We start from the raw sequence: 22,728 nt of genomic DNA on the forward strand, positions 1-22,728 counted from the left end.
TGCCGCGCGCCTCGCGCCGCCCGTTTCGCGAGTGAGCGCTTCGCCGCGCGGCGCTGTACGATTAATTGCTTTAACAGCGCAGGGACGCCATTCGAGACGCCCCGGCCCGCGCGGACCCCGTTTCAGGCTCCGGTTTTTAACATGGTCCGCAATGAGTCGGCGCCTGGCTTCGCCCCGCGGAAATTCCTCTTGAAAAATGAACGAGAAGCGCGATGAAGCCGCCGCGAAATTCGCCGCAGCCGGGCGCAGCGCTTCGCCGCCCGGCGCCAAGCCTTTCCGGCAATCCGGTGGTGGTGGACGCACCCGCCGGTCATGGCCCTTGTCCGCTGGTGATCCAGTCGCGCGCCGAAGGATTGCTCTTGTCGGCGTGGTCGGCCGGACGCCGGACAGAACTCGAGGCGCTCGCGACGGAGCGCGGGGCTGTGTTGTTGCGCGGCTTTTCGGTGCAGGGCGCGGAGGATTTCGAAACCTGTGTCGAGAATATCGCGGGCGGAGCCCTCGAATATCGCTTTCGCGCGTCGCCTCGGACCGAGGTAGGCCGCAATGTCTATACGGCGACGGACTATCCGGCCGAGCAGTCGATCTTTCCACACAACGAACATTCCTACTCTCCGCTGTGTCCGCGCTATCTGATCTTTTATGGCGAGACTCCCGCCGAGCAAGGGGGTGAGACTCCGCTCGGCGACGCGCGCGAGATCACGCGGCGGATCGATCCGTCCGTCAAGGAGCGGTTCTTGCGCCGAGGGGTCCTTTATGTCCGCAATTACGGCGCGGGTTTTGGCCTGCCATGGCCGACGGTTTTTCAAACAGACGATCGTGCCGAGGTCGAGCGCTATTGCGCCGGGCTCGGGATCGAGTGGGAATGGAGATCGGGCGACCGCCTGCGCACGCGCCAGACCGGACCGGCCATGATCCGCCATCCGGCGACCGCGGAGCAGGTCTGGTTCAATCACGCGACCTTCTTTCATGTCACCACCTTGCCGGCGCCGCTGCGGGACGCTTTGACAGCCGAGTTCTCGGCCGGCGACCTTCCGACGCAAACCTATTATGGCGACGGCGCGCCGATCGAAGCCGATGTTCTCGAGCATCTTCGTGCGGTTTATCAAGGCGCGCTCACGCAATTCGGCTGGCGGCGCAACGACGTTCTTTTGGTGGACAATATCCTCGCCGTCCACGGCCGAACGTCATTCCGCGGTTTTCGCCGCATCCTCGTCGCGATGGCTCAATCCTTCAAACCGCGGGATTTCGCCGTGATTCCGGAACCATCGTCATGACGACTCAAATCGACATCGTCGGATTCGCGCTCTCTCAACAGCAAAAGCGCCTCTGGCGCCTTGGCCAAGAAAACCGGCGCCCCGCCGCGCCTCTCATCGGCCGGGCGCGCCTCGAGGGGCCGCTCGATCCTTCGCTTATCGCAGCGAGCCTCAGTCAAGCGATTATCCGGCACGAAGCGCTGCGGACGAGATTTGAACTTCCGCCGGGCATGACCGCACCGGTTCAGGTGATCGAACCGCCCTTCGACGCCTCGACCATCCTGACGTGGCGCGACCTCAGCGGCGCGCCGCCGCAGGAGCGCCCGTCCGTGCTCGCCGCAATCGAGGCGGAACGCCGATCCATGGATACGGGCGGCGTCGCGCTCCACGCCGATCTGACGCGGTTCGCCCCGGATCTGCACTACCTTTCGATCACGCTTTCGCCGCTTTGCGCCGACGCCGCGAGCTTCGCCAACCTCGTTGAAGACATTGCCTCGGGCTACAGCGGGTCGCGGTCAGCGGCGGACGCGCCGATGCAATACGCCGATTACGCCGCCTGGCAGGAAGATATTCTCGCCGCCACCGATGCTCCGCAGGGCGCGCGCTACTGGCTTGGGCATCAAAGCCAGCCGGCCGCGCCGATTCGGCTGGCGTTTGAAGCCGCGGGCCCGCCGTCCGGGCCCTTCCGCACCTCCAGCATTGTCCTCCCCCTTGGACGCGACATCGCGAACGCCGTCGGCGCTGTCGCGGCGGCGAGCGGAGTTTCGTCCGAGTCGGTTCTGCTTGCCGCCTTCGCGGCGATGCTGTCTCGCCACGCAGGAGCGCCGGATCTCGAACTCGGGTTTCATTGCGACGGGCGCAGCGCGCCGATCGCCGGCGCCATCGGCCTCTATGTGAGGCCGCTGCCGCTGCGCTGCACCTTCGGCGCCGGAGATTCTTTCGCGACCGTGTTGGCCGGCGCGCATCGCGCGATCGAGGACCATCGAGACTGGCAGGACTACGCCGCCGCGCCGGGACGCGACGACGCCGTCGAACGAACCTGGCCGTTCTCGTTCGGCTACACACCCGTTCCGCCGCCTTTGCGGGCCGGTCCGATCACATTGACCCTCGAGGGGGTTCCGGCGCCATGCGAGGCCTTCGAGGTTCATCTGCAATGCCTTGAGACGCCTGATGGGTATGCGGCGGAATTTCATTTCGACCGCGCCAGCGTATCCGCCGCCGGCGCAACGTGCCTCGCCGGGCAATGGCTTACGCTGCTCGAGAACGCCCTCAAGGCACCCGGGACGCCGGTCAGCAGCCTCGGAATGCTCAGAGAACGAGAAGGCGAGCGCGTGACCGCCTTCGGAAATCCGGCGACGCCCTCGATCGATCTCGATATTCGCGGCCTGCATCAGCTGCTGGAGCGTCAGGCGGAGCTAACGCCGCGCGCGACGGCGCTGCGGTCAGGCGAGACCAGTCGCGCCTACGCCGAGCTCAACCAGAGCGCGAACGTCCTCGCCGCGCGCCTTGTCGGCCTTGGGCTCGCGGCCGAAGACAGGGTGGCGATTCTGGCTGCGGATCCGGCGCTGATCGTCGTCGCAATTTTCGCGGTTCTGAAAGCTGGCGGAGTCTATGTTCCGCTTGATCCATCGCATCCGCGCGAACGCCTCCAATGGCTCGTGGCGGACGCCGCGCCCGCGCTTCTCTTGACCGATGAGGCCTGTGCCGAAATAGCCGCCGGACTGGCGCGTCCGACCCATCGCCTCGACGCGGCGCTGGAGGCCGATGGCCGCAAGGACAATCTCGACATCGCCGTCGACCCGGACCAGCTCGCTTATCTGATCTACACCTCCGGCTCGACGGGGCGTCCCAAGGGCGTCGGCGTCAGCCACCGCTCGGCTTTGCATTCGACGATCTGCCGTCACAAGCATTATCCGGCGCCGGTCGGCGGCTTTCTGCTGCTGTCGTCGTTCAGCTTCGACAGTTCGGTCGCCGGTTTGTTCTGGACGCTGAGCCAGGGCGGCTGTCTTTGCCTGCCGCTCGCCGACGAGCTTCAGGATCCGGCGGCGTTGGCGCAATTGATCAGGCGCCATGCTCTTACCCATATGCTCTGCCTGCCTTCGCTCTACAGCGTGTTGCTCGAACAGGACCGCGCTCTTCTTTGCTCCTTGCGAACGGCCATCGTCGCCGGGGAAAGCTGTCCGCCAGGCCTGCCTGGCCAACACGCCGCCCGCCTTCCGGACGCGCGGCTCCACAACGAATATGGTCCGACCGAAGCCACGGTCTGGAGCGCCGTGCTCGACATCGAACAGGAGACGCAGGCCGCCATGGTATTTCTCGGCTCACCGATCGCCGGGACGCGCATCCGTCTCCTCGACAGCCAGGGGCGCCTGACCCCGCGCGGAATCATTGGCGAGATCCATATCGGCGGCGCCGGCCTCGCGCGCGGTTATTTTCGCCGGCCCGACCTGACCGCCGAGCGCTTTCTGCCCGACCCCCATGGCCCGGCGGGCGCGCGTCTCTACCGTACTGGCGATCTGGCGCGCTGGCGCCTTGACGGCGAACTTGAATTCCTGGGCCGCGCCGACCGTCAGGTCAAACTTCGCGGCCACCGTATCGAACTCGACGAGATCGAAGCCCATCTGCTTTCCGCGCCGGGGATCCGCGATTGCGCTGTCGCTCTGCGCGAGGACAATCCGGGCGACAGGCGCCTCGTCGCCTATGTGGTCGCCGACGCCGCCGCAGCGGAGTCGGACGCGCTGCGCGCCGCGCTCCGGCGGACCTTGCCTGACTACATGACGCCGTCCGTCTTCGCGCGCCTTGAAGAGCTGCCCAGAAATCCCAATGGCAAGCTCGACAGGGCCCGTCTGCCGCCGCCGAACGTAAGCGATCCGGCGCGGCGCGGGATGATCGCCGCGCGCAACGAGACGGAGGCCGTCCTCGCCGAAATCTGGCGGGAGCTGCTGCACCTCGACGAGGTGGGCGTGGAGGATAACTTTTTCGCCCTCGGCGGCGATTCGATTCTCAGCATCCAGATGGTCGGGCGGGCTCGCCAGCGCGGGCTTGCCGTGACCGCGCGGCAACTCTTTGAGCGCCAGACCATCGCCGCCCTCGCCGAGGTCGCGAAGGGCGTAGAACCGGTCGCAGATCGCGAGCGGCCGCTCGCCGGCGACATACCGCTCACCCCGATCCAGCGATGGTTTTTCGATCTCGATTATGTCCGTCCCGAGCTCTGGACCCACGCGCTAGTTCTTGCCCTGCGCGAGCCCCTCGACGTCGCGGCGATGGACGCCTCTCTCGACGCCGTGCTTCGCCATCACGAGGCGTTGCGCACGACGTTCCTTTTCGAAAACGGCGACTGGAGCCAGAAAATCGCGCCGGACACTCCGGGCGCCGCCGTCGAGCGCGTCGTTCTGCCCGCGACGCCGCCGGCGCAGGCTATCGCGGACGTCCGAAGGATCGCCGATGAGCGAATGTCGATTGATCTTCGTTCGGGCCGCATGCTCAACATTGTCTGGGTTCTGGCCGACGGAGCGCCAGGCTATCTCGTCGTCGCCGTGCACCATCTCGTCGCCGACGGCTTGTCCTGGCGCATATTGCTTGAGGACCTCGAACTGGCCTATCGCCAGGCGAAAGCGGGGGCGAAGCCGTCGCTTGGGCAAGGCGGCGCCTCGTTTGCGCAATGGTCGCGGCGGCTGCTAGACTATGCGCGAACCGAACAGGTCCAGGCCGAGGCGGAGGACTGGATCGCGTTGTTGCGCGCTTCCGCGGCCGGGCTGCCGATCGACGCGCCTGACGGCGCGCGGACCGAGGCGACCAGCGCGACCCTTGAAACAATTCTGGAGACCGAAGAGACACGGCTCCTGCTTGACGCCCCGTCCGCCTATCGCGCCGGGATCGAAGATATTCTTCTGACCGCGCTCGCGCTGGCTTTGAACCGGCGGAGCGGCGGCGAGGCGACGCTCATCGACGTCGATCGCCTCGGGCGCGAGCCGCTGTTTCCTGAACTCGACCTGTCCCGCACGGTCGGCTGGTTCACCAGCGTTTCGCCTCGCCTGTTCCGCATCGATCCGTCCAAGCCTCCGGACGTCAATCTCAAAACCGTCAAGGAGGAGATGCGGCGGGCGCCGCACCATGGCCTGCATTACGGATTGCTGCGCCATCCCGGCCTTTCCCGCGAAACCGCGCCGGTCCCGCGCGAACTGCCGCAGGCGCAGACGCTTTTCAATTACATGGGACGCCTCGATCCCTCCTTTGGCGCAGAGACGATGTTCTCGCTGGTTGGCGGCGAGATCAGAAGCGGAAGCGATCCGCATTGGCTGCGCCCGTATGAGCTCGCCGTCAACGCCGACATTTTCGACGGCCGGTTGCGTCTCTCCTGGAATTATAGCGCCGCGCGGCTTCGCCCAAAGGCCATGCAGGCGCTGGCGCAGGATTTCGTGACGGCCCTGCGTGATCTCACCGCCCATTGTCTCTCCCCCGAGTCTGGCGGCTGTACGGCCTCGGATTTTCCTCTCGCCCGTTTGGGTCAGGCCGAGCTCGACCGGCTGTTCGGCACCGCCTCCGGAATTGAAACGGTCTATCCGTTGACGCCGTTGCAGCAGGGAATCCTGTTTCACGCGCTTTATGCGCCGAACTCCGGCGTCTATGTCGAACAGGTGAGCTGCAGGCTGACGGGTCCGCTGGACCGCGTGGCGTTCGCGGCGGCGTGGCGCGCCGTCATCGCCCGCCATCCAATCCTGCGCACGAGTTTCCATTGGGAGGGCCTCGACGCGCCCGTGCAGGCGGTTCATTCGCAGACCCGGCTCGAATTGGAGGACCTCGACTGGCGCGCGCTCCCGGCGCAGGAGCAAACCCGGCGCTGGACCGCCTTGCTGGAAGACGACAGGCGCAAGGGATTCGATCTCTCGGATGCCCTGTCGATGCGCCTTTTTCTGATACGCGCGGCGGATGACGCCTGGCTCTTTTTGTGGAGCCACCATCACATCTTGCTTGATGGCTGGAGCGGCGCCATCATCCTTGAAGAATCGTTCGCCGCCTACCTGGCCCTCAGCCGAGGCGAAGCGGCGCGGCTCCCGGATCGCCCGCCGTTCGAGCATTATCTCAAATGGCTTGCGAGCCAGGACAGCGCCGCCGCGGAATCATATTGGCGCCGCGCGCTCGCCGGATTTCACGGGCCGACCCCGTTGCCATTCAGCGCGCCGCCGCCGGCTGGCGAACCTGCCGCCGGCGCCGATTATACTGAAACCTTCATCACCTTTTCGCCCGCGCAAACCTTGGCGATCGAAGCCTTCGCGCGAAGCCTCGAAATTACCACGAATACGCTGGCGCAAGCAGCTTGGGCGCTTCTGCTCAGCCGCCTCAACGGCGAAAGCGACGTGCTTTTTGGGGTGACTGTCGCGGGACGCCCGCCGGAACTGGCCGGGGTCGAACGCGTGGCGGGGCTGTTTATCAACACGCTACCGTTGCGCGTCGCGGCGCCTCCCGAGGCGATCGTCGCCGCCTGGTTGCGCGGCCTGTTCGCTCAGAACATGGACATGCGCCAGTTCGACTACGCTCCTTTGGCCGACATTCAGGACTGGAGCGAGGGACCGCGCGGCGAGGCATTGTTCGAAAGTCTCCTCGCTTTCGAAAATTATCCCGTCGACGCGGCGCTGCGGGGGCAGCTTGGTCCGCTCGTCGCCGATGACGTCCGCTTCATCGAGCAGACCCATTATCCGCTGACGATCGTCGTGATTCCGGGTCCCGAACTCAGCGTGAAGTTCAGCTATGATTCACGACGGTTCGACGCCGCCGCCATTTCCCGTCTTTCGGGTCATTATTCGTGTTTGCTTGAGGGGCTTGTTGTTGCGCCGTCGGCCCGGATCGGATCGCTTCCGTTGCTTTCCGCGCCGGAGCGGGCGCAAATCCTCGACGACTGGAGCGGGGCTTCCTCTCCCTCCTCGGGGGCTGATGTTCCGGTCGGCGCGCCGGATCTCTCGCTCGCCGATCTCTTCACGGCGCAGGCGGCGCGAACCCCCGACGCCCTCGCGGTCGAATGCGACGGCGAGGGCCTCACCTATGCGCAGCTCAACCGGCGGGCGAACCGCCTCGCCGCCCGGCTGCGCCGCCTTGGCGTCGGGCCGGAGGTCATCGTCGGCGTCCTCATCGAGCGCTCGCTCGAACTCATCGTCGCCATCCTCGGGATCCTCAAGGCCGGCGGCGCCTATCTGCCGCTCGATCCGGCCGCCCCGCGCGAGCGACGCGCCTTCATGATCGAGGAATCCGGGGCGGCGCTGGTGCTCGCCAGTCTGGCGCAGGACGGTCATGCGCAGGACGGTCATGCGCAGGACGGACTTGCGCAGGACGGACTTGCGCAGGACGATCTGACGGAAGGCGGCGCGCGACTCGTCCGCATCGATCAAGAACCCGCTCAAGACCCGGATCAAGATCCCGCGGACGAATGCGATCCGCCGCCGCGGGCCGGGCCGGACCATCTCGCCTATGTCATCTACACCTCCGGTTCGACCGGACGGCCGAAGGGCGTCATGGTCTCCCATCGCAACGTGACCCGGCTGTTTGCGACGACGCGGGACGCCTTCGGCTTTGGTCCGGACGACGTTTTCACCCTGTTCCATTCCTGCGCCTTCGATTTTTCGGTCTGGGAGCTCTGGGGCGCCCTGCTGCATGGCGGCCGCCTCGTCGTCGTTCCCTACTGGACCAGCCGCGAGCCGGAGGCGTTCTACGAACTGCTGGCGCGGACCGGGACGACGGTGCTGAACCAGACCCCTTCGGCGTTCCGCCAGCTGCTGCGGACGCAGGCCTTCGCGGCGAACCGCGGCCTCTCGCTGCGGCTTGTCATTTTCGGCGGCGAGGCGCTCGATTCCGCCATGCTGCGGCCATGGTTCGCGCGACATGGGGCGGCGCATCCGCGTCTTGTCAACATGTACGGCATCACCGAGACGACCGTGCATGTGACGCTGCGCGATCTCGACCCCGGTGGAAACAGCGGAAACGGCGATCACACCGCAAGCGGGATCGGACGGCCGCTCGCCGACCTTCGCGTCTATCTTCTCGACGGCGGCATGCAGCCGGTTCCCGAAGGCGTCGCCGGGGAGCTTTACGTCGGGGGCGCCGGGCTGGCGCGCGGCTATCTGCGCCGCCCCGGCCTCACCGCCGAGCGGTTCATCCCCGATCCGTTCGGCGCGCCGGGCGAACGGCTCTACAAGACCGGCGACCTCGCCCGCTGGGACGCCGGCGGCGGCCTCGACTATCTCGGGCGGATCGACCATCAGGTGAAGATCCGCGGCCACCGCATCGAGCCGGGCGAGATCGAGGCCGCGCTGCGCGAGATCGAAGGCGTCCGCCAGGCCCTCGTCATTGTCCGGGAAGATCCCCTGGTCCGCGAAGATCTCCTCATTCGGGAAGACCTCCTTGTCCAGGACGACCCAAGCGAGGCGGAGCCCCGCGGCGGCAAATCCCTCGTCGCCTATGTCGCCGTAAACGCCGCCGCGCCAGAACCTCAAGACAACGACGACGACGAGGGCTTTGTGAAGGAGCAGATCGAACAATGGCGATCGGTGTTCGACGAGGCCTTCAGCATTCCCGTGGCGCCCGTCGATCCGTGTTTTAACACCGCCGGCTGGATCAGTTCGTATACAGGGCTTCCGATCGCCGCCGCGGAGATGCGGGAATGGGTGGAGCGAACGGTGGACCGCATTCGCGCCCTTGAGCCAAAAAAGGTGCTCGAGATCGGCTGCGGGACCGGACTATTGTTGCTTCGGCTTGCCTCGCACTGCGAGCGTTATGTCGGAACGGATTTTTCGGCTGCGGCGCTCGCCGAGGTCGTCGGAGCCCTCGCGAGAGATCCAAGCGGCCTCGGCCATGTGGAGCTGCGCCAACGCGCCGCCGACCAATTCGAACCGCGCGACCAAGGGCGCTTCGACACGGTCGTCCTGAACTCGGTGGCGCAATATTTTCCGGACGTCGACTATCTGGTGCGGGTTCTCGAAGGCGCCGCCGCCATGGTCGAGCCGTGCGGCCGCATCTTTGTCGGAGACCTGCGCCATCTTGGATTGCTGGACGCCTTCAATCTGGCGATAGAGCTGGACCGAGCCGGCCCCGCGACGAGACGCGAAGATTTGCGGCAGAACGTGGCGTCGCGCCTCTTGCGCGAAGACGAACTTGTCCTCGATCCCGCGTTTTTCCCCGCGCTCAAAAGCCGGATCGAACGACTTGGCCGGGTGGAGATCCTGCTGAAACGGGGCCATTTCCTGAACGAAATGACCCAGTTCCGCTACGACGTCATTCTGCATCTCGACGCCGCGGAGAAAGCGCCGGTCGGGACCACGTGGCTCGACTGGACCAAGGAAGCCTTGTCGCCAGCGCTGCTACGCGAGCGATTGTTGCGCGACGCGCCGGAGACGCTTCTGGTCCGCGACGTCCCCAACAGCCGGGTGGCGGGCGCCGCCCATGCGGCGAAAATACTGGCTCGGCAGGAGTGTCCGCCAAGAGCGGACCAGATCGGCAAACTCTGCGCCGGGATTGCCGCAAGCGCCGTCGATCCTGAGGCGATCGCCAAAATCGCCGACACGACGCCCTACGACATCGCGGTGGTCTGGCCGCCTGGCGGCTCCGACGGGCAATTTGGGATTGTCTGCACCTTGCGCGACGCGGGGCTCCCCCAGGTCGCCGGCGGGGTCGAGACGAGCGCTCTCGACACGTCTCCTCCGTTTGCGCTCTACGCAACCGACCCACTGCGCAGGCGCCGGGAGAGAACCCTTTTACCTAGGCTTCGCGCAGCGCTTGAGCAGCGCCTGCCGGACTTCATGATTCCCTCGTGGTTTGTCCAGGTCGACGAATTTCCCCTGACCGCCAGCGGCAAAATCGACCGCGACGCCTTGCCCGCTCCGTATGGTCCGTCGGCGGCGAGAAAATACGAAGAGCCTCGTACTCCCACGGAAGAGATTCTCGTTCGGATCTGGAAGGAAGTGCTGGGTCTTGAACGGGTCGGCGTCGGAGACGACTTTTTCGCGCTCGGCGGCCATTCGCTTCTCGCCACCAGGGCCATGTCCCGGGTCAGGGATGCTTTTGACATCGATCTTCCCCTGCGCCGTCTCTTCGAGTCGCCAACGCCGGCGGCCCTCGCCGCGGCGGTGGAGACGGCGTTGATCGAGCAGATCGACGCCCTGTCCGAAACCGAAGCTCAAGGTCAGCTCGACGAGGTCGGCGGCGGAGCCGAGCGCTCATGAACCGGATGAAACCCGGCCACCCGGCGCAGGAGCTCTCCGCCACCAAACGATTGCTGCTCGAGCGGCGGCTGCGCGGCGACCGCGTGGCCTCGCCCGTGGCCGAAGCGATCGCGCCGCGCCCGCCGGGACCCGCGCCGCTGTCCTTCGCGCAGCAGCGGTTGTGGTTTCTTGACCAGTTCGCGCCAATGGGAGCCGCCTATAACATTCCGGCCGGGCTTTGGCTGAAGGGCGCGCTCGACGTTGCGGCGCTAGAGCAGGCCCTCAACGAAGTCATCCGCCGCCATGAAGCGCTGCGCACGACCTTTCCCGCCCCGGACGGCCAGCCCGTCCAGGCGATCGCCCAGCAACAGCCCCTGACGCTCGTTGTCGAAGATCTCGCTGAAGCCCCGGAAGCGGCGCGCGCGGCGGCGAACGAGCTTGCCCGCCAGGAAGCGATCCGGTCGTTCGACCTTTCAACCGGGCCGTTGATTCGCGTCCGCCTGATCCGGGTCGCCGCCGAAGCGACGCCCGGTGCTCCGCTCAGCATCGGTTCTTTCGATCATCTGCTGGTGATCGTCATGCACCACATCATCGCCGACGCCTGGTCGATCGACATCCTGATCCGGGAACTGTCCGCGCTGTACCAGGCTTTCGCGGCCGGCACACCCTGCCCGCTCGAAAACCTTCCCCTTCAATATGCCGATTACGCCCACTGGCAGCGCGCGCGGCTCGCCAACGGGCGTCTCGACGCCCAGCTCGCCTATTGGCGACAGCGGCTCGCCGGCTATTCGGGCGTCCTCGAGTTTCCCACCGACCGGGCTCGCCCCCCCGTTCCGGGCGAGCGCAGCGGCATTTTCGGCTGGCGTCTGAGCGAAGTCCTGCGCCGGCGGCTCGACGCGCTGGGCCGAGGCGAAGGCGCCACTTTGTTCATGACGCTTCTCGCCGCGTTCTATGTGCTCCTGTGGCGCCATTGCGGGCAGACCGATCTCTGCGTCGGCAGCCCGATCGCCAACCGCAACGAGCTCGCCACGGAAAAACTCATCGGCTTCTTCGCGAACACGGTGGCGCTGCGCACGAGCGTCTCGGGCGATCCGCCTTTCCTCGAACTCCTGCGCCGGGTTCGCGACGTCGTCCTCGAAGCCCAGGCGAACCAGGACGCGCCTTTCGAATGGCTGGTGGAGGCATTGGCGCCCGCGCGCGATCCCGGCCGCACGCCGATCATTCAGACGATGTTCGTTCTGCAGGATTCGCCGCAAGGCGCTCTCCAACTCGGGAGTCTCGACGTCGCTCCGCTGCCGCTGGAGACGTTCGCCGCAAAATTCGATCTGACCTTGACCGTCGTCAGGGAGCGCGACGGACTGGCGGCATATATCGAGCACCGCGCGGATTTGTTTTCGTCTTCGACGATTACCCGTCTTTCGGGTCATTATTCGTGTTTGCTTGAGGGGCTTGTTGTTGCGCCGTCGGCCCGGATCGGATCGCTTCCGTTGCTTTCCGCGCCGGAGCGGGCGCAAATCCTCGACGACTGGAGCGGGGCTTCCTCTCCCTCCTCGGGGGCTGATGTTCCGGTCGGCGCGCCGGATCTCTCGCTCGCCGATCTCTTCACGGCGCAGGCGGCGCGAACCCCCGACGCCCTCGCGGTCGAATGCGACGGCGAGGGCCTCACCTATGCGCAGCTCAACCGGCGGGCGAACCGCCTCGCCGCCCGGCTGCGCCGCCTTGGCGTCGGGCCGGAGGTCATCGTCGGCGTCCTCATCGAGCGCTCGCTCGAACTCATCGTCGCCATCCTCGGGATCCTCAAGGCCGGCGGCGCCTATCTGCCGCTCGATCCGGCCGCCCCGCGCGAGCGACGCGCCTTCATGATCGAGGAATCCGGGGCGGCGCTGGTGCTCGCCAGTCTGGCGCAGGACGGTCATGCGCAGGACGGTCATGCGCAGGACGGACTTGCGCAGGACGGACTTGCGCAGGACGATCTGACGGAAGGCGGCGCGCGACTCGTCCGCATCGATCAAGAACCCGCTCAAGACCCGGATCAAGATCCCGCGGACGAATGCGATCCGCCGCCGCGGGCCGGGCCGGACCATCTCGCCTATGTCATCTACACCTCCGGTTCGACCGGACGGCCGAAGGGCGTCATGGTCTCCCATCGCAACGTGACCCGGCTGTTTGCGACGACGCGGGACGCCTTCGGCTTTGGTCCGGACGACGTTTTCACCCTGTTCCATTCCTGCGCCTTCGATTTTTCGGTCTGGGAGCTCTGGGGCGCCCTGCTGCATGGCGGCCGCCTCGTCGTCGTTCCCTACTGGACCAGCCGCGAGCCGGAGGCGTTCTACGAACTGCTGGCGCGGACCGGGACGACGGTGCTGAACCAGACCCCTTCGGCGTTCCGCCAGCTGCTGCGGACGCAGGCCTTCGCGGCGAACCGCGGCCTCTCGCTGCGGCTTGTCATTTTCGGCGGCGAGGCGCTCGATTCCGCCATGCTGCGGCCATGGTTCGCGCGACATGGGGCGGCGCATCCGCGTCTTGTCAACATGTACGGCATCACCGAGACGACCGTGCATGTGACGCTGCGCGATCTCGACCCCGGTGGAAACAGCGGAAACGGCGATCACACCGCAAGCGGGATCGGACGGCCGCTCGCCGACCTTCGCGTCTATCTTCTCGACGGCGGCATGCAGCCGGTTCCCGAAGGCGTCGCCGGGGAGCTTTACGTCGGGGGCGCCGGGCTGGCGCGCGGCTATCTGCGCCGCCCCGGCCTCACCGCCGAGCGGTTCATCCCCGATCCGTTCGGCGCGCCGGGCGAACGGCTCTACAAGACCGGCGACCTCGCCCGCTGGGACGCCGGCGGCGGCCTCGACTATCTCGGGCGGATCGACCATCAGGTGAAGATCCGCGGCCACCGCATCGAGCCGGGCGAGATCGAGGCCGCGCTGCGCGAGATCGAAGGCGTCCGCCAGGCCCTCGTCATTGTCCGGGAAGATCCCCTGGTCCGCGAAGATCTCCTCATTCGGGAAGACCTCCTTGTCCAGGACGACCCAAGCGAGGCGGAGCCCCGCGGCGGCAAATCCCTCGTCGCCTATGTCGCCGTAAACGCCGCCGCGCCAGAACCTCAAGACAACGACCCGGCCGATCAGGCCCGCCTGCGCGCGGCGCTCGAGCGCCGCCTGCCCGGCTACATGATCCCCGCGGCGTTCGTCCGGGTCGACGAATTCCCCCTGACCTCCAGCGGCAAAATCGACCGCGACGCCTTGCCCGCCCCCGGCGTCTCGGGCGCGACATCAGGATACGCGCCACCCCAAACCCCCACGGAAGAGATCCTCGCGCGGATCTGGAGCGAGGTCCTTGGCCTCGAACAGGTCGGAACCCAGGACAATTTCTTCGCCCTCGGCGGCGATTCGATCCTCAGCATCCAGGTCGCAAGCCGGGCGAGAACCAGCGGCCTCGACGTAACGCCGCGCCTTTTGTTCGAGCGACAGACGATCGCCGCGCTGGCGGTTGCGCTCGCCGAGCAACAAGATCGCGCCGGAGAGATTGCGCGACCGGAACAGGGATCCGTCGGGGGCGAGGCGGGGCTGACGCCGATCCAGCGCTGGTTCTTCGCGCTCGAGGCGGAAAATCCGCATCATTGGAACCAGGCGATTCTACTGACGCCGCAAATGGCGCTCGACGCCGACGTTCTGGAGCAGGCTCTACATCAAACATTGGCGCACCATGACGCGTTGCGGCTGCGCTTCGTCCGCACGAGCCAGGGCGACGGCGCCAATCGGCCGATCTCCGGCGCGGCCAAACAAGAAGGCGGCGAGGGTTGGCGGCAGTATCACGCCGCCGGAGGGGACGAACCGGTCCTGCGCCGGATCGATCTGCGCGCGGTTCCCGCCCCGGCGCAGGCCGCCGAGGTGACGGAAGCGGCGGCCGCGCTGCAGAGAACCCTTCACCTTGGCGTTGGCCCGCTGCTGCGGGCGGCGCTGTTCGATCTTGGATCCTCGCAGCGGCTTTTTCTTGTCGCTCATCACCTTGTGATCGACGGGGTGTCGTGGCGGATCTTCCTTGAGGACATCGAAAGCGCCTGCCGCCAGATCGCCGCGGCGCCCGGACGCCCCGCAATATTGCCGGCGAAGACGGCGTCGTTCAGGAACTGGGCCGAACATCTTGCCGTCCTGGCGCAATCGCTCGCAGACGAAAACTCCCCCGGCGGCGCTGAATTCGCCGACGAGCGCGCCTATTGGAGCGCCGCGGCGCGCGCCAGGGTTCGGGCTCTGCCGGCGGACGACGCTCTTGGCTCTAACGCCGAGAGCCTGACCGGGAACGTGCTGGGGACATTGAGCGCGGCGCAGACCGAAGCCCTGCTGCGCCTTGTTCCTCGGGCCTACCGCACGTCGATCGAGGAGATATTGCTGACGGCCCTGGTTGAGGCTCTGGGCTCGTTAAGCGGCGAATCCCGCGTATTGATCGATCTTGAAGGCCACGGGCGCGAGGAGCTTTCCGAGGGCATCGATCTGTCGCGCACGGTCGGCTGGTTCACAAGCCTTTACCCGGTCCTCTTGAGCATCCGTCCCGGCGCCTCGCCGGGCGAGGCCTTGAAGGCTGTGAAGGAGCAGCTGCGCGCAATCCCACGCAAGGGAATCGGATACGGGCTGCTGCGCTATTGCTCGCCGGACGGCGAGATCGCGGCGCGGCTGCGGGACGGCGCGCGGGCGCAGGTCAGCTTCAATTATCTCGGGCAGTACGACCAGAGCGTTGGCCCGGACGCGCTGTTCGCGGCGGCGGAGGAGCCCGTTGGACCGGAGCGCGACGGCCGAACGCTTCGTCCTCATGATCTGGCGTTTTTCGCCAACGTGTTGTCCGGACGGCTGGAGTTCGGACTGAGCTATAGCATGGCGCGCTGGCGGCCGGAACGGGCGCAGGCGCTGCTGGCCGCCTGGAGCGCGGCGATTGCGCGCCTGATCGAGCATTGCCTTTCGCCGGCGGCGGGCGGGCGCACCCCATCCGACTTTCCGTTGGCGCTGCTGACCCAGCAGCAACTCGACGAACTCCCCGAAAAGGCTCGCGCGATCGAGGACGCCTATCCGCTGACTCCACTGCAGCAGGGGCTCTTGTTTCACGCGCTATATGAGCCGGGTTCGGGCGTCTATGTCGAGCAGATGATCTGCACGTTTCGAGGTGAGCTCGACGTCGCCGCGTTCAGGGCGGCGTGGCGGCGCGCCGCCGCCCGCCATCCGGTCCTGCGCACATCATTTCTATGGGACGGATTTGAATCGCCGCTGCAGGTTGTCCACGCGAAGGCCGATGCGCCGTTCATCGAATTGGACCAGCGCGGCGCGCCGGCCGCGGCGCAGGAGGAGCTCTGGCGCGCGCAGGTGGCGGAGGATCGCCGGACCGGATTTGATCCAGGCAGGGCGCCGCTCATGCGATTCCTGCTGGTCCGGCGCGACGAGCAAACCTACGATTTCCTTTGGACCCACCATCACCTGCTGCTTGACGGCTGGAGCGTCGCGCTGCTTCTGAAGGACGTCCTGACCGACTATGCGGCCCTCTCGCGGGGCGCCGCGCCGCAGCCCGCCGGGGCCCGTCCCTTCCGCGATTACGTCGCGTTTCTGGCGGGACGGGACCTTGCCGCGGCAAAAGCCTATTGGCGCACGGCGCTGGCGGGCTTTACCCGTCCGACGCCGATCAGCGCCGCCCTGTCCCGGCCATGGAACCCCGCGCCAGAGCCTCCCGCGCCGATCCACCGCACCAGCGCGAGGCTGTTGTCTCACGCCAGCACGGCGGCGCTCGAGGAGTGCGCGCGGCGCCATCGGGTGACGCTGAACACCCTGGCCCAGGGGGCCTTCGCCCTGCTGCTGAACCGCTATACCGGCGAGCGTGAGATATTGTTCGGGGTCACGGTGTCGGGCCGGCCGGCGGAGCTGCGCGGCGTCGAGACCATGGTCGGGCCGTTCATCAATACTTTACCGCTGCGGGTCGAGGTCCCGCCTCAAACCCCGACCGGAGATTGGCTGCGCCTTCTTCTGGCCCAAAATCTTGAGATGCGCCATTATGAATATGCGCCGCTCGCGCTTGTGCAAAGCTGGAGCGACGCGCCGCGCGACGAGGCTTTGTTCGACGCCATTCTGGTCTTTGAAAACTTTCCGGCGGACCGCAACCTCGCGGGGAAGATCGGCGGGGTCGAAATCGGCGGTTTCGAAGCGCTGGAGCAGACCCACTACGCGCTGACGCTGACGACGGTTCCCGGCCCGCAGCTCGAACTTTCCGCAAGCTATGACGAGGCGCGCTTTACGCCAGGTTCCGTCGAGCGCCTTCTCGATCATTTTGAAACCCTGCTTGAGGCTCTCGCCGCGAACCCGGAAAGCAGGTTGTGCGATCTGTCCCTTCTCCGCCCCGCCGAGCGCGAACTGGTTCTTGAAAGCTGGAGCGGGGCTTCCTCCACTTTCTCAGAGGCAAAGCCCCTGTCCGGCGCCTGTGTTCACGAAATTTTTGCAGCGCAGGCAAGGCGAAACCCGAACGCCGCGGCCATTACGACGTTTTCCGAGACGCTCAGCTATCGGGCGCTGAACGAACGGGCGAATCAGCTTGCGCATTATCTGATCTCGCTTGGCGTCGGGCCGGAGGTCGCCGTCGGACTGATGGTCGAGCCTTCGCCGGACATGTTCATCGGACTGATGGCGATCCTGAAAGCCGGCGGCGCCTACCTTCCGCTGGACCCGGACTATCCGCAGGATCGCCTTCGCTTCATGATCGAGGACGCCCGGATCAAGCTGCTGATCACGGTGCGGAGCCGGCCAGATTCGAACCTGCCGGCGCCATCGATCGACGGACTGAAGGTGGTCCGCGTCGACGCGGACGCAACGGCCTTCGCCGGAGAGCCAAGATCCGATCCGCCGCGCCTCTCCGGCCCGGATCACCTTGCCTATATCATCTACACCTCGGGCTCCACCGGCCGTCCAAAAGGCGTGATGGTCGAACATGGAAGCCTCGTCAATCTGGCGCAGGCGCAGGCGAGTGGTTTTGGCCTCGGTCCGGGCGACCGGGTGCTGCAATTTTCCTCGATCAGTTTCGACCAGGCGGCCGAGGAGATTTTTCCCGCATGGATCAGCGGGGCGAGCGTCGTTCTCCCGCCGGCGCGCAGCCGGGACGCTTTGCTTGATTTCCTGCGTTTCGTCGCCGCGGCGGAGGTGACGGTGCTGCCCTTGACCACGGCGTTCTGGGTCGAACTCGCCACGGCGCTGACCGATGCGGACCTGCCGGCGCCAGCCCGGTTGCGGCTCGTCTTTGTCGGCGGCGAAAAGGCGCCCGCGAACGTCTTGCGCCACTGGCGCGCGGCGACCGGGGACGCTGTCGCCTTCGTCAATACCTATGGCCCGACCGAAGCGACGATCACCGCCACAGCTTATCACGCGCCCGGCGGCGCGCGGCCCTTGCCCGACATCCCGATCGGCCGCCCGATCGCCAACGCCAAAGTCTATGTTCTCGACAGCCGGCTCGAACCAATTCCCGCAGGAATCGCGGGCGAGCTTTATATCGGCGGCCCGGGCGTGTCGCGCGGCTACCTGGGACGGCCGGGGCTGACCGCGGAGCGTTTCATTCCGGATCCCTTTGCCGATCCGCGCCTTTCCGCCGGCCTCCGCCTCTACCGCACGGGCGACTTGGTGAGGTTCCGGGCCGACGGGGAGCTCGAATTTCTCGGGCGCGTCGACGATCAGATCAAACTGCGCGGATACCGGATCGAACTCGGGGAGATCGCGGCTCGACTGCGGGAACATCCCGGAGTCGGCGACGCCGCGGCGGTCGTCCGGGCCAGCGGAGAAACCAGGTCGTTGGCCGCGTATGTCAGCGGCGCCGGGCAGCCGGCGCCGGACGCCGCGACGCTGCGGCATTGGCTTCGGGAGCGGCTGCCGGACTTTATGATCCCCGGCGTTTTCGTCGCGCTCGAACGCCTGCCTCGAGGAGCAAGCGGCAAGATCGACCGGGCGGCGCTCCCCGCGCCTCTCACGGCGATCGACGCAACGCCCGGACGCCCGGCGACGCGCGACGCGGTGGACGAAATTCTGTGCGCCGTCTTCGCCGAGGCGCTCGGTCGCGAACGCGTCGGGAACGACGAGAATTTCTTTGAAATCGGGGGGCATTCGCTCGCCGCCCTGCAGGCGATCTCGCGCATCCGCCGCGACCTCGGCGCGGAGATCACGCTGCGCGCGGTTTTCGAGGCGCCGACCGCCGCGCAGCTAGGCCGCCTGATCCGCCGGTCGCGCTCCGGGGGACGGGACGCTGGACCGCTCCCCCTCGCAAGGCGCGACGCGCCGATTCCGCTGTCCTTCGCGCAGCAGAGGCTGTGGTTCCTCGACCAACTTGAACCGGGAAGCCCATTCTACAACGTCCCGATCGTCCTGCGCCTTTCCGGCCGCCTCAATCTCGCCGCCCTCGAGCGTGCTCTCCAGGATCTGGCGCACCGTCATGAAGCGCTGCGCACCTCCTTCCCGATCGTCGACGGACGCCCGGTCCAGGCGATCGCGCCGGCCATGACGATCAGCCTTCCGATCGTCAGGCTCCTCGAAACGGACGCCGGAAAGCGGCCAACCGAGTTGCGCCGCCTGATCCGGGCGGCGGCGCAGGAGCCGTTCGATCTGTCCGCCGGTCCGCTGATTCGGGCCACGGCGTTCGAGTCGGAGCCTCGCGACGCAGAGGGCGCCGGCGGGTATGTCCTGCTCCTGACCCTGCACCACGCCATCGCCGATGGCTGGTCCACCGGCGTCCTCGCCAGCGACCTCGCCGAGTTCTATGCGTGCGCCGCCGCCGGCCGCGCGTCGACGCTGCGCGACCTGCCCCTGCAATATGCTGACTATACGATGTGGCAGGGCGCGCTTTTGGACAGCGGGGAATTGGACGGCCAGACGGCCTATTGGCGGACGCGGCTCAAGGAAGCTCCAGCCGTGCTGCGGTTGCCAACAGACCGTCCCCGCCCGCCCGTGCAGACCTATGCCGGCGCCGCGCATCGTCTGATATTGCCCCTGGATCTGACGCAACGTCTGCGCGCCCTGTCGCGACGCCAGGGAGCGACGCTCTTCATGACGCTTCTGGCCGCGTTCGACGTCATTCTGTCGCGCTACAGCGGCGAGGATGATATCTGTGTTGGAACGCCCGTCGCCAACCGGCCGCGGGTCGAGTTCGAGGGGCTGATCGGCTGTTTCACCAATACTCTGGTGATACGCGCGACCCTTGCCGGGAACCCGCGCTTCACGGATCTTCTGGCGAGCGTCAGGGCCGCGACCCTCGAAGCGCAGGATCATCAGGACCTGCCTTTCGAGCGCCTCGTGGCGGAACTGAACCCGGCGCGGGAGCTCGGGCATAATCCGTTGTTCCAGGTGATGTTCGGCCTGCAGAACACGCCGGCGGCGCCGATCGCGATCGAGGACCTCCTGATCGAGCCGCTGGAGAGCGACGCGGAGACGGCGATGTTCGATCTGGCCGTCGACGCCGTCGAGGCGCCGGAGGGGCTCTGGCTGACTTTCGAATACAATACCGACCTGTTTCTCGGTTCGGCCATCGAACGCCTCGCCGGGCATTACGTCGAGCTCCTGGCTTCGATCGCCGCGCGGCCCGAGGCGCGGATCGGCGACCTCGCCGCTCCGTCGACGGCTGAACAGCGGCGGCTGCTCGAATGGGGGACCGGCGCCGCGACAGGATCGCCGGCGCAGAACGGGCAGGCTTTGGCCAATGTCGTCTGTTGGTTCGAGACCCAGGCGGACCGCTGCGCGACGCGATGCGCCATTGTCGATGGATCGCGGCAGGCGACTTACGGCGAGATCAACGCCTTGGCCAACCACCTCGCCCGTCGCCTGATCCGCTTCGGCGCGGGGCCGGATGTATTGGTCGGGATCCACGCCCGGCGCTCGATCGAACTCGTGATCGCTCTTCTCGCGACGCTGAAATCGTGCGCCGCTTTCGTTCCGCTCGACCCTGCTCTTCCTGACGAAAGGCTACGGTCGGTTCTCGTCGATTGCGCGCCGAAAATCGTCCTGTCCGACGCGCCGTCGGCGGGCGGCGTCGCGACCTTCTCCGGGCCGGTCGTCGATCTTGCGTCGGCCCTTCAGGCGGAGGGGCCAGATTCAAATCCCACCGCGCCGATCGACGCCGACAGCCTCGCCTATGTTCTCTTCACTTCCGGTTCAACGGGGCGGCCGAAGGGGGTCGCGATCTCCCACCGATCGCTCGTCAACCGGATCGCATGGGGCGCAGCCGAATACGGCCTTGGCGAGGACGACGTCATCCTTCAGCAGGCGGCGCCGGGCTTTGATGTCAGCGTTGGCGAAATCGTCGGATGCCTCACGGCGGGCGCGCGTCTCGTCATCGCCGGAGAAGCCGCCGGAGATCCTGCTCGACTGAACGAACTCATCCTTGCGCATGCGGTGACCATGATTGATTTTACGCCGTCCTTGCTGCGCGCCGTCATGGCGGCGCCGGGTTGGGCGGATTGCGGGAGTCTGCGCGTCGTGTCCTGCGGCGGCGAAGCGATGAAAGAGGAGTTGCGCCGCGAATTTTTCGCCAGCCGGCAATTGTGCCGTCTCTACAACAACTACGGGCCGACGGAGACGACGATCGACGCAAGCTCCTTAGCCTGCTGCGCCCTCGAACATGCGGACGCCGGCGCGGGAGTCCCGATCGGCCGTCCGATCGCCAATACGCGACTTTACGTGCTCGATCCGTTCCTGAATTTGGTTCCCGAGGGAGTAGTCGGAGAACTCTGCGTGGGGGGACACGGGCTGGCCCGCGGTTATTTCCGCCAACCTGCGCTGACCGCGGAGCGCTTTGCACCCGATCCCTTTGCGCCCGGGGAAAGGATCTACCGCACCGGCGATCTCGCACGCTGGCGCGTGGACGGCGCCCTTGAGTTCCACGGACGCACCGATCAACAGGTCAAGGTTCGCGGGCTTCGCATCGAACTTGAGGAAATCGAGGCCCGTCTTGAAGCCTGTCCCGGCGTCGCCGAAGCGGCCGTCTCGACAGAGAGCGACCCGCACGGGGACCTGCGCCTCGTCGCCTTCATCGTCACGCGGGACAGGCCCTTTACGCCAGCGGCGCTGCGCCTTCATCTCCTGAACTTTTTGCCCGCCTATATGACGCCGTCCGTCTGGCGTTTCGTCGAACGCCTGCCGCGGGACGACAACGGAAAGTTGCGTCGGACCGCCCTGCCGAACCTGTCGCCGCCGGTCGCGTCGCGCGATGCTCCAGATACGGAGCCCGCCGACGAATTGGAGGCTACATTGGCGCGCCTGTTCGCCGAATCTCTCGGCCTCCCCAAGCTCGGCAGGCGCGATGGCTTCTTTGAATTTGGCGGCCATTCCCTGATGGCGGTGCGGCTCGCCCAGCTCATCAGCGCGCAGACGCAGACGGAAATACCGCTCGTCTCCCTGTTCCAGTTCCCGACCGTCGAGGCGCTTGCCGGATGGATGAGGTCGAATCGGCGCGCGCCGGCCGGCCCCTTCGTCACGTTGCGGCGGGGCGAGCCTGATAGACCCCCGCTCTATGTCCTTCCGACCGGGGCGGGACATGTGCATAATTATCATCCGCTGATCGCGGCGCTGGATCCGCGCGATCCCGTCCACGGGCTGCAATTTCGAGCAATTGAAAATCCCGCGGCCGAAGCTCTGGATTATTCGGCGATCGTCACGGACTATGCCGCAGTGCTGCGGGAAAATCATCGCGGCGGCGCCTATCGCCTGCTTGGCTGGTCGCTCGGCGGATTGATCGCGCTCGGCGTCGCCGCGAGGCTGGAAGCCTCTGGCGAGAAGGTTGCGTTTCTTGGACTCGTCGACCCCATTCCGCCGCGCAATCACGACGAAGACGACTGGAAGGCGCGTCTTTCGGAGTTTCTGGAGGACCCGGAGGAGCAGGCGAGACTGGCGGCCTTGCCGGAAGATCAACTCCGGTTGCTGGAGCAGCATCTCGCGCAAGCGCCAATTCCGCATTGGCCCGCCCGCGCCGCGCTTTGGGGACACGAGCGGGGTCTTTGGTTCGCCGGCGCTCCAATCGAAAGTCTACGTCTCGAAACCTCCCTTTGGCGCCACGGCGCGGCGATCGAGGATACATTCAGCGAGCCGGCCCTTCGCGCCAGCCTCAACGTCTGGTGGGCGACGGCCACCCTTCGGGGCGGCGATTCCCCGCCGCAGGACTGGCCGGTCCGTTTTGGCGCCGACTCTGAGAGCGTTATCATCGACGCCAATCACAATTCCATTATTTCGAGCCCCGCGCTTCACGCCTCGGTGAGGGAGATTTTAGGCCGACTCTCGACATGA

The 22,728-nt window shown here is 66.6% G+C and carries 3 protein-coding genes; all 3 read left to right on the plus strand.

Features of this window, described 5'->3' with window-relative positions; translation table 11 throughout:
* Positions 1 to 212: 212 nt before the first annotated feature.
* The 3 genes from BM177_RS12830 to BM177_RS12840 are packed head-to-tail and all read left to right on the plus strand — an operon-like array spanning position 213 to position 22,728.
* Complete coding sequence (locus BM177_RS12830) at positions 213 to 1,274, plus strand: TauD/TfdA family dioxygenase (RefSeq protein ID WP_091683053.1); 1,062 nt, start codon at positions 213 to 215, stop codon at positions 1,272 to 1,274.
* The gene (locus tag BM177_RS12835; protein WP_091683055.1) at positions 1,271 to 10,462 is read left to right on the plus strand and encodes a non-ribosomal peptide synthetase; all 9,192 of its coding nucleotides are present in this window, start codon (positions 1,271 to 1,273) and stop codon (positions 10,460 to 10,462) included. The genes BM177_RS12830 and BM177_RS12835 overlap by 4 nt, the downstream gene beginning before the upstream one ends.
* The gene (locus BM177_RS12840; RefSeq protein ID WP_091683058.1) at positions 10,459 to 22,728 is read left to right on the plus strand and encodes a non-ribosomal peptide synthetase; all 12,270 of its coding nucleotides are present in this window, start codon (positions 10,459 to 10,461) and stop codon (positions 22,726 to 22,728) included. Before BM177_RS12835 ends, BM177_RS12840 begins: the two co-directional genes overlap by 4 nt.

The organism is Methylocapsa palsarum (assembly GCF_900114285.1).
GTDB lineage: Bacteria > Pseudomonadota > Alphaproteobacteria > Rhizobiales > Beijerinckiaceae > Methylocapsa > Methylocapsa palsarum.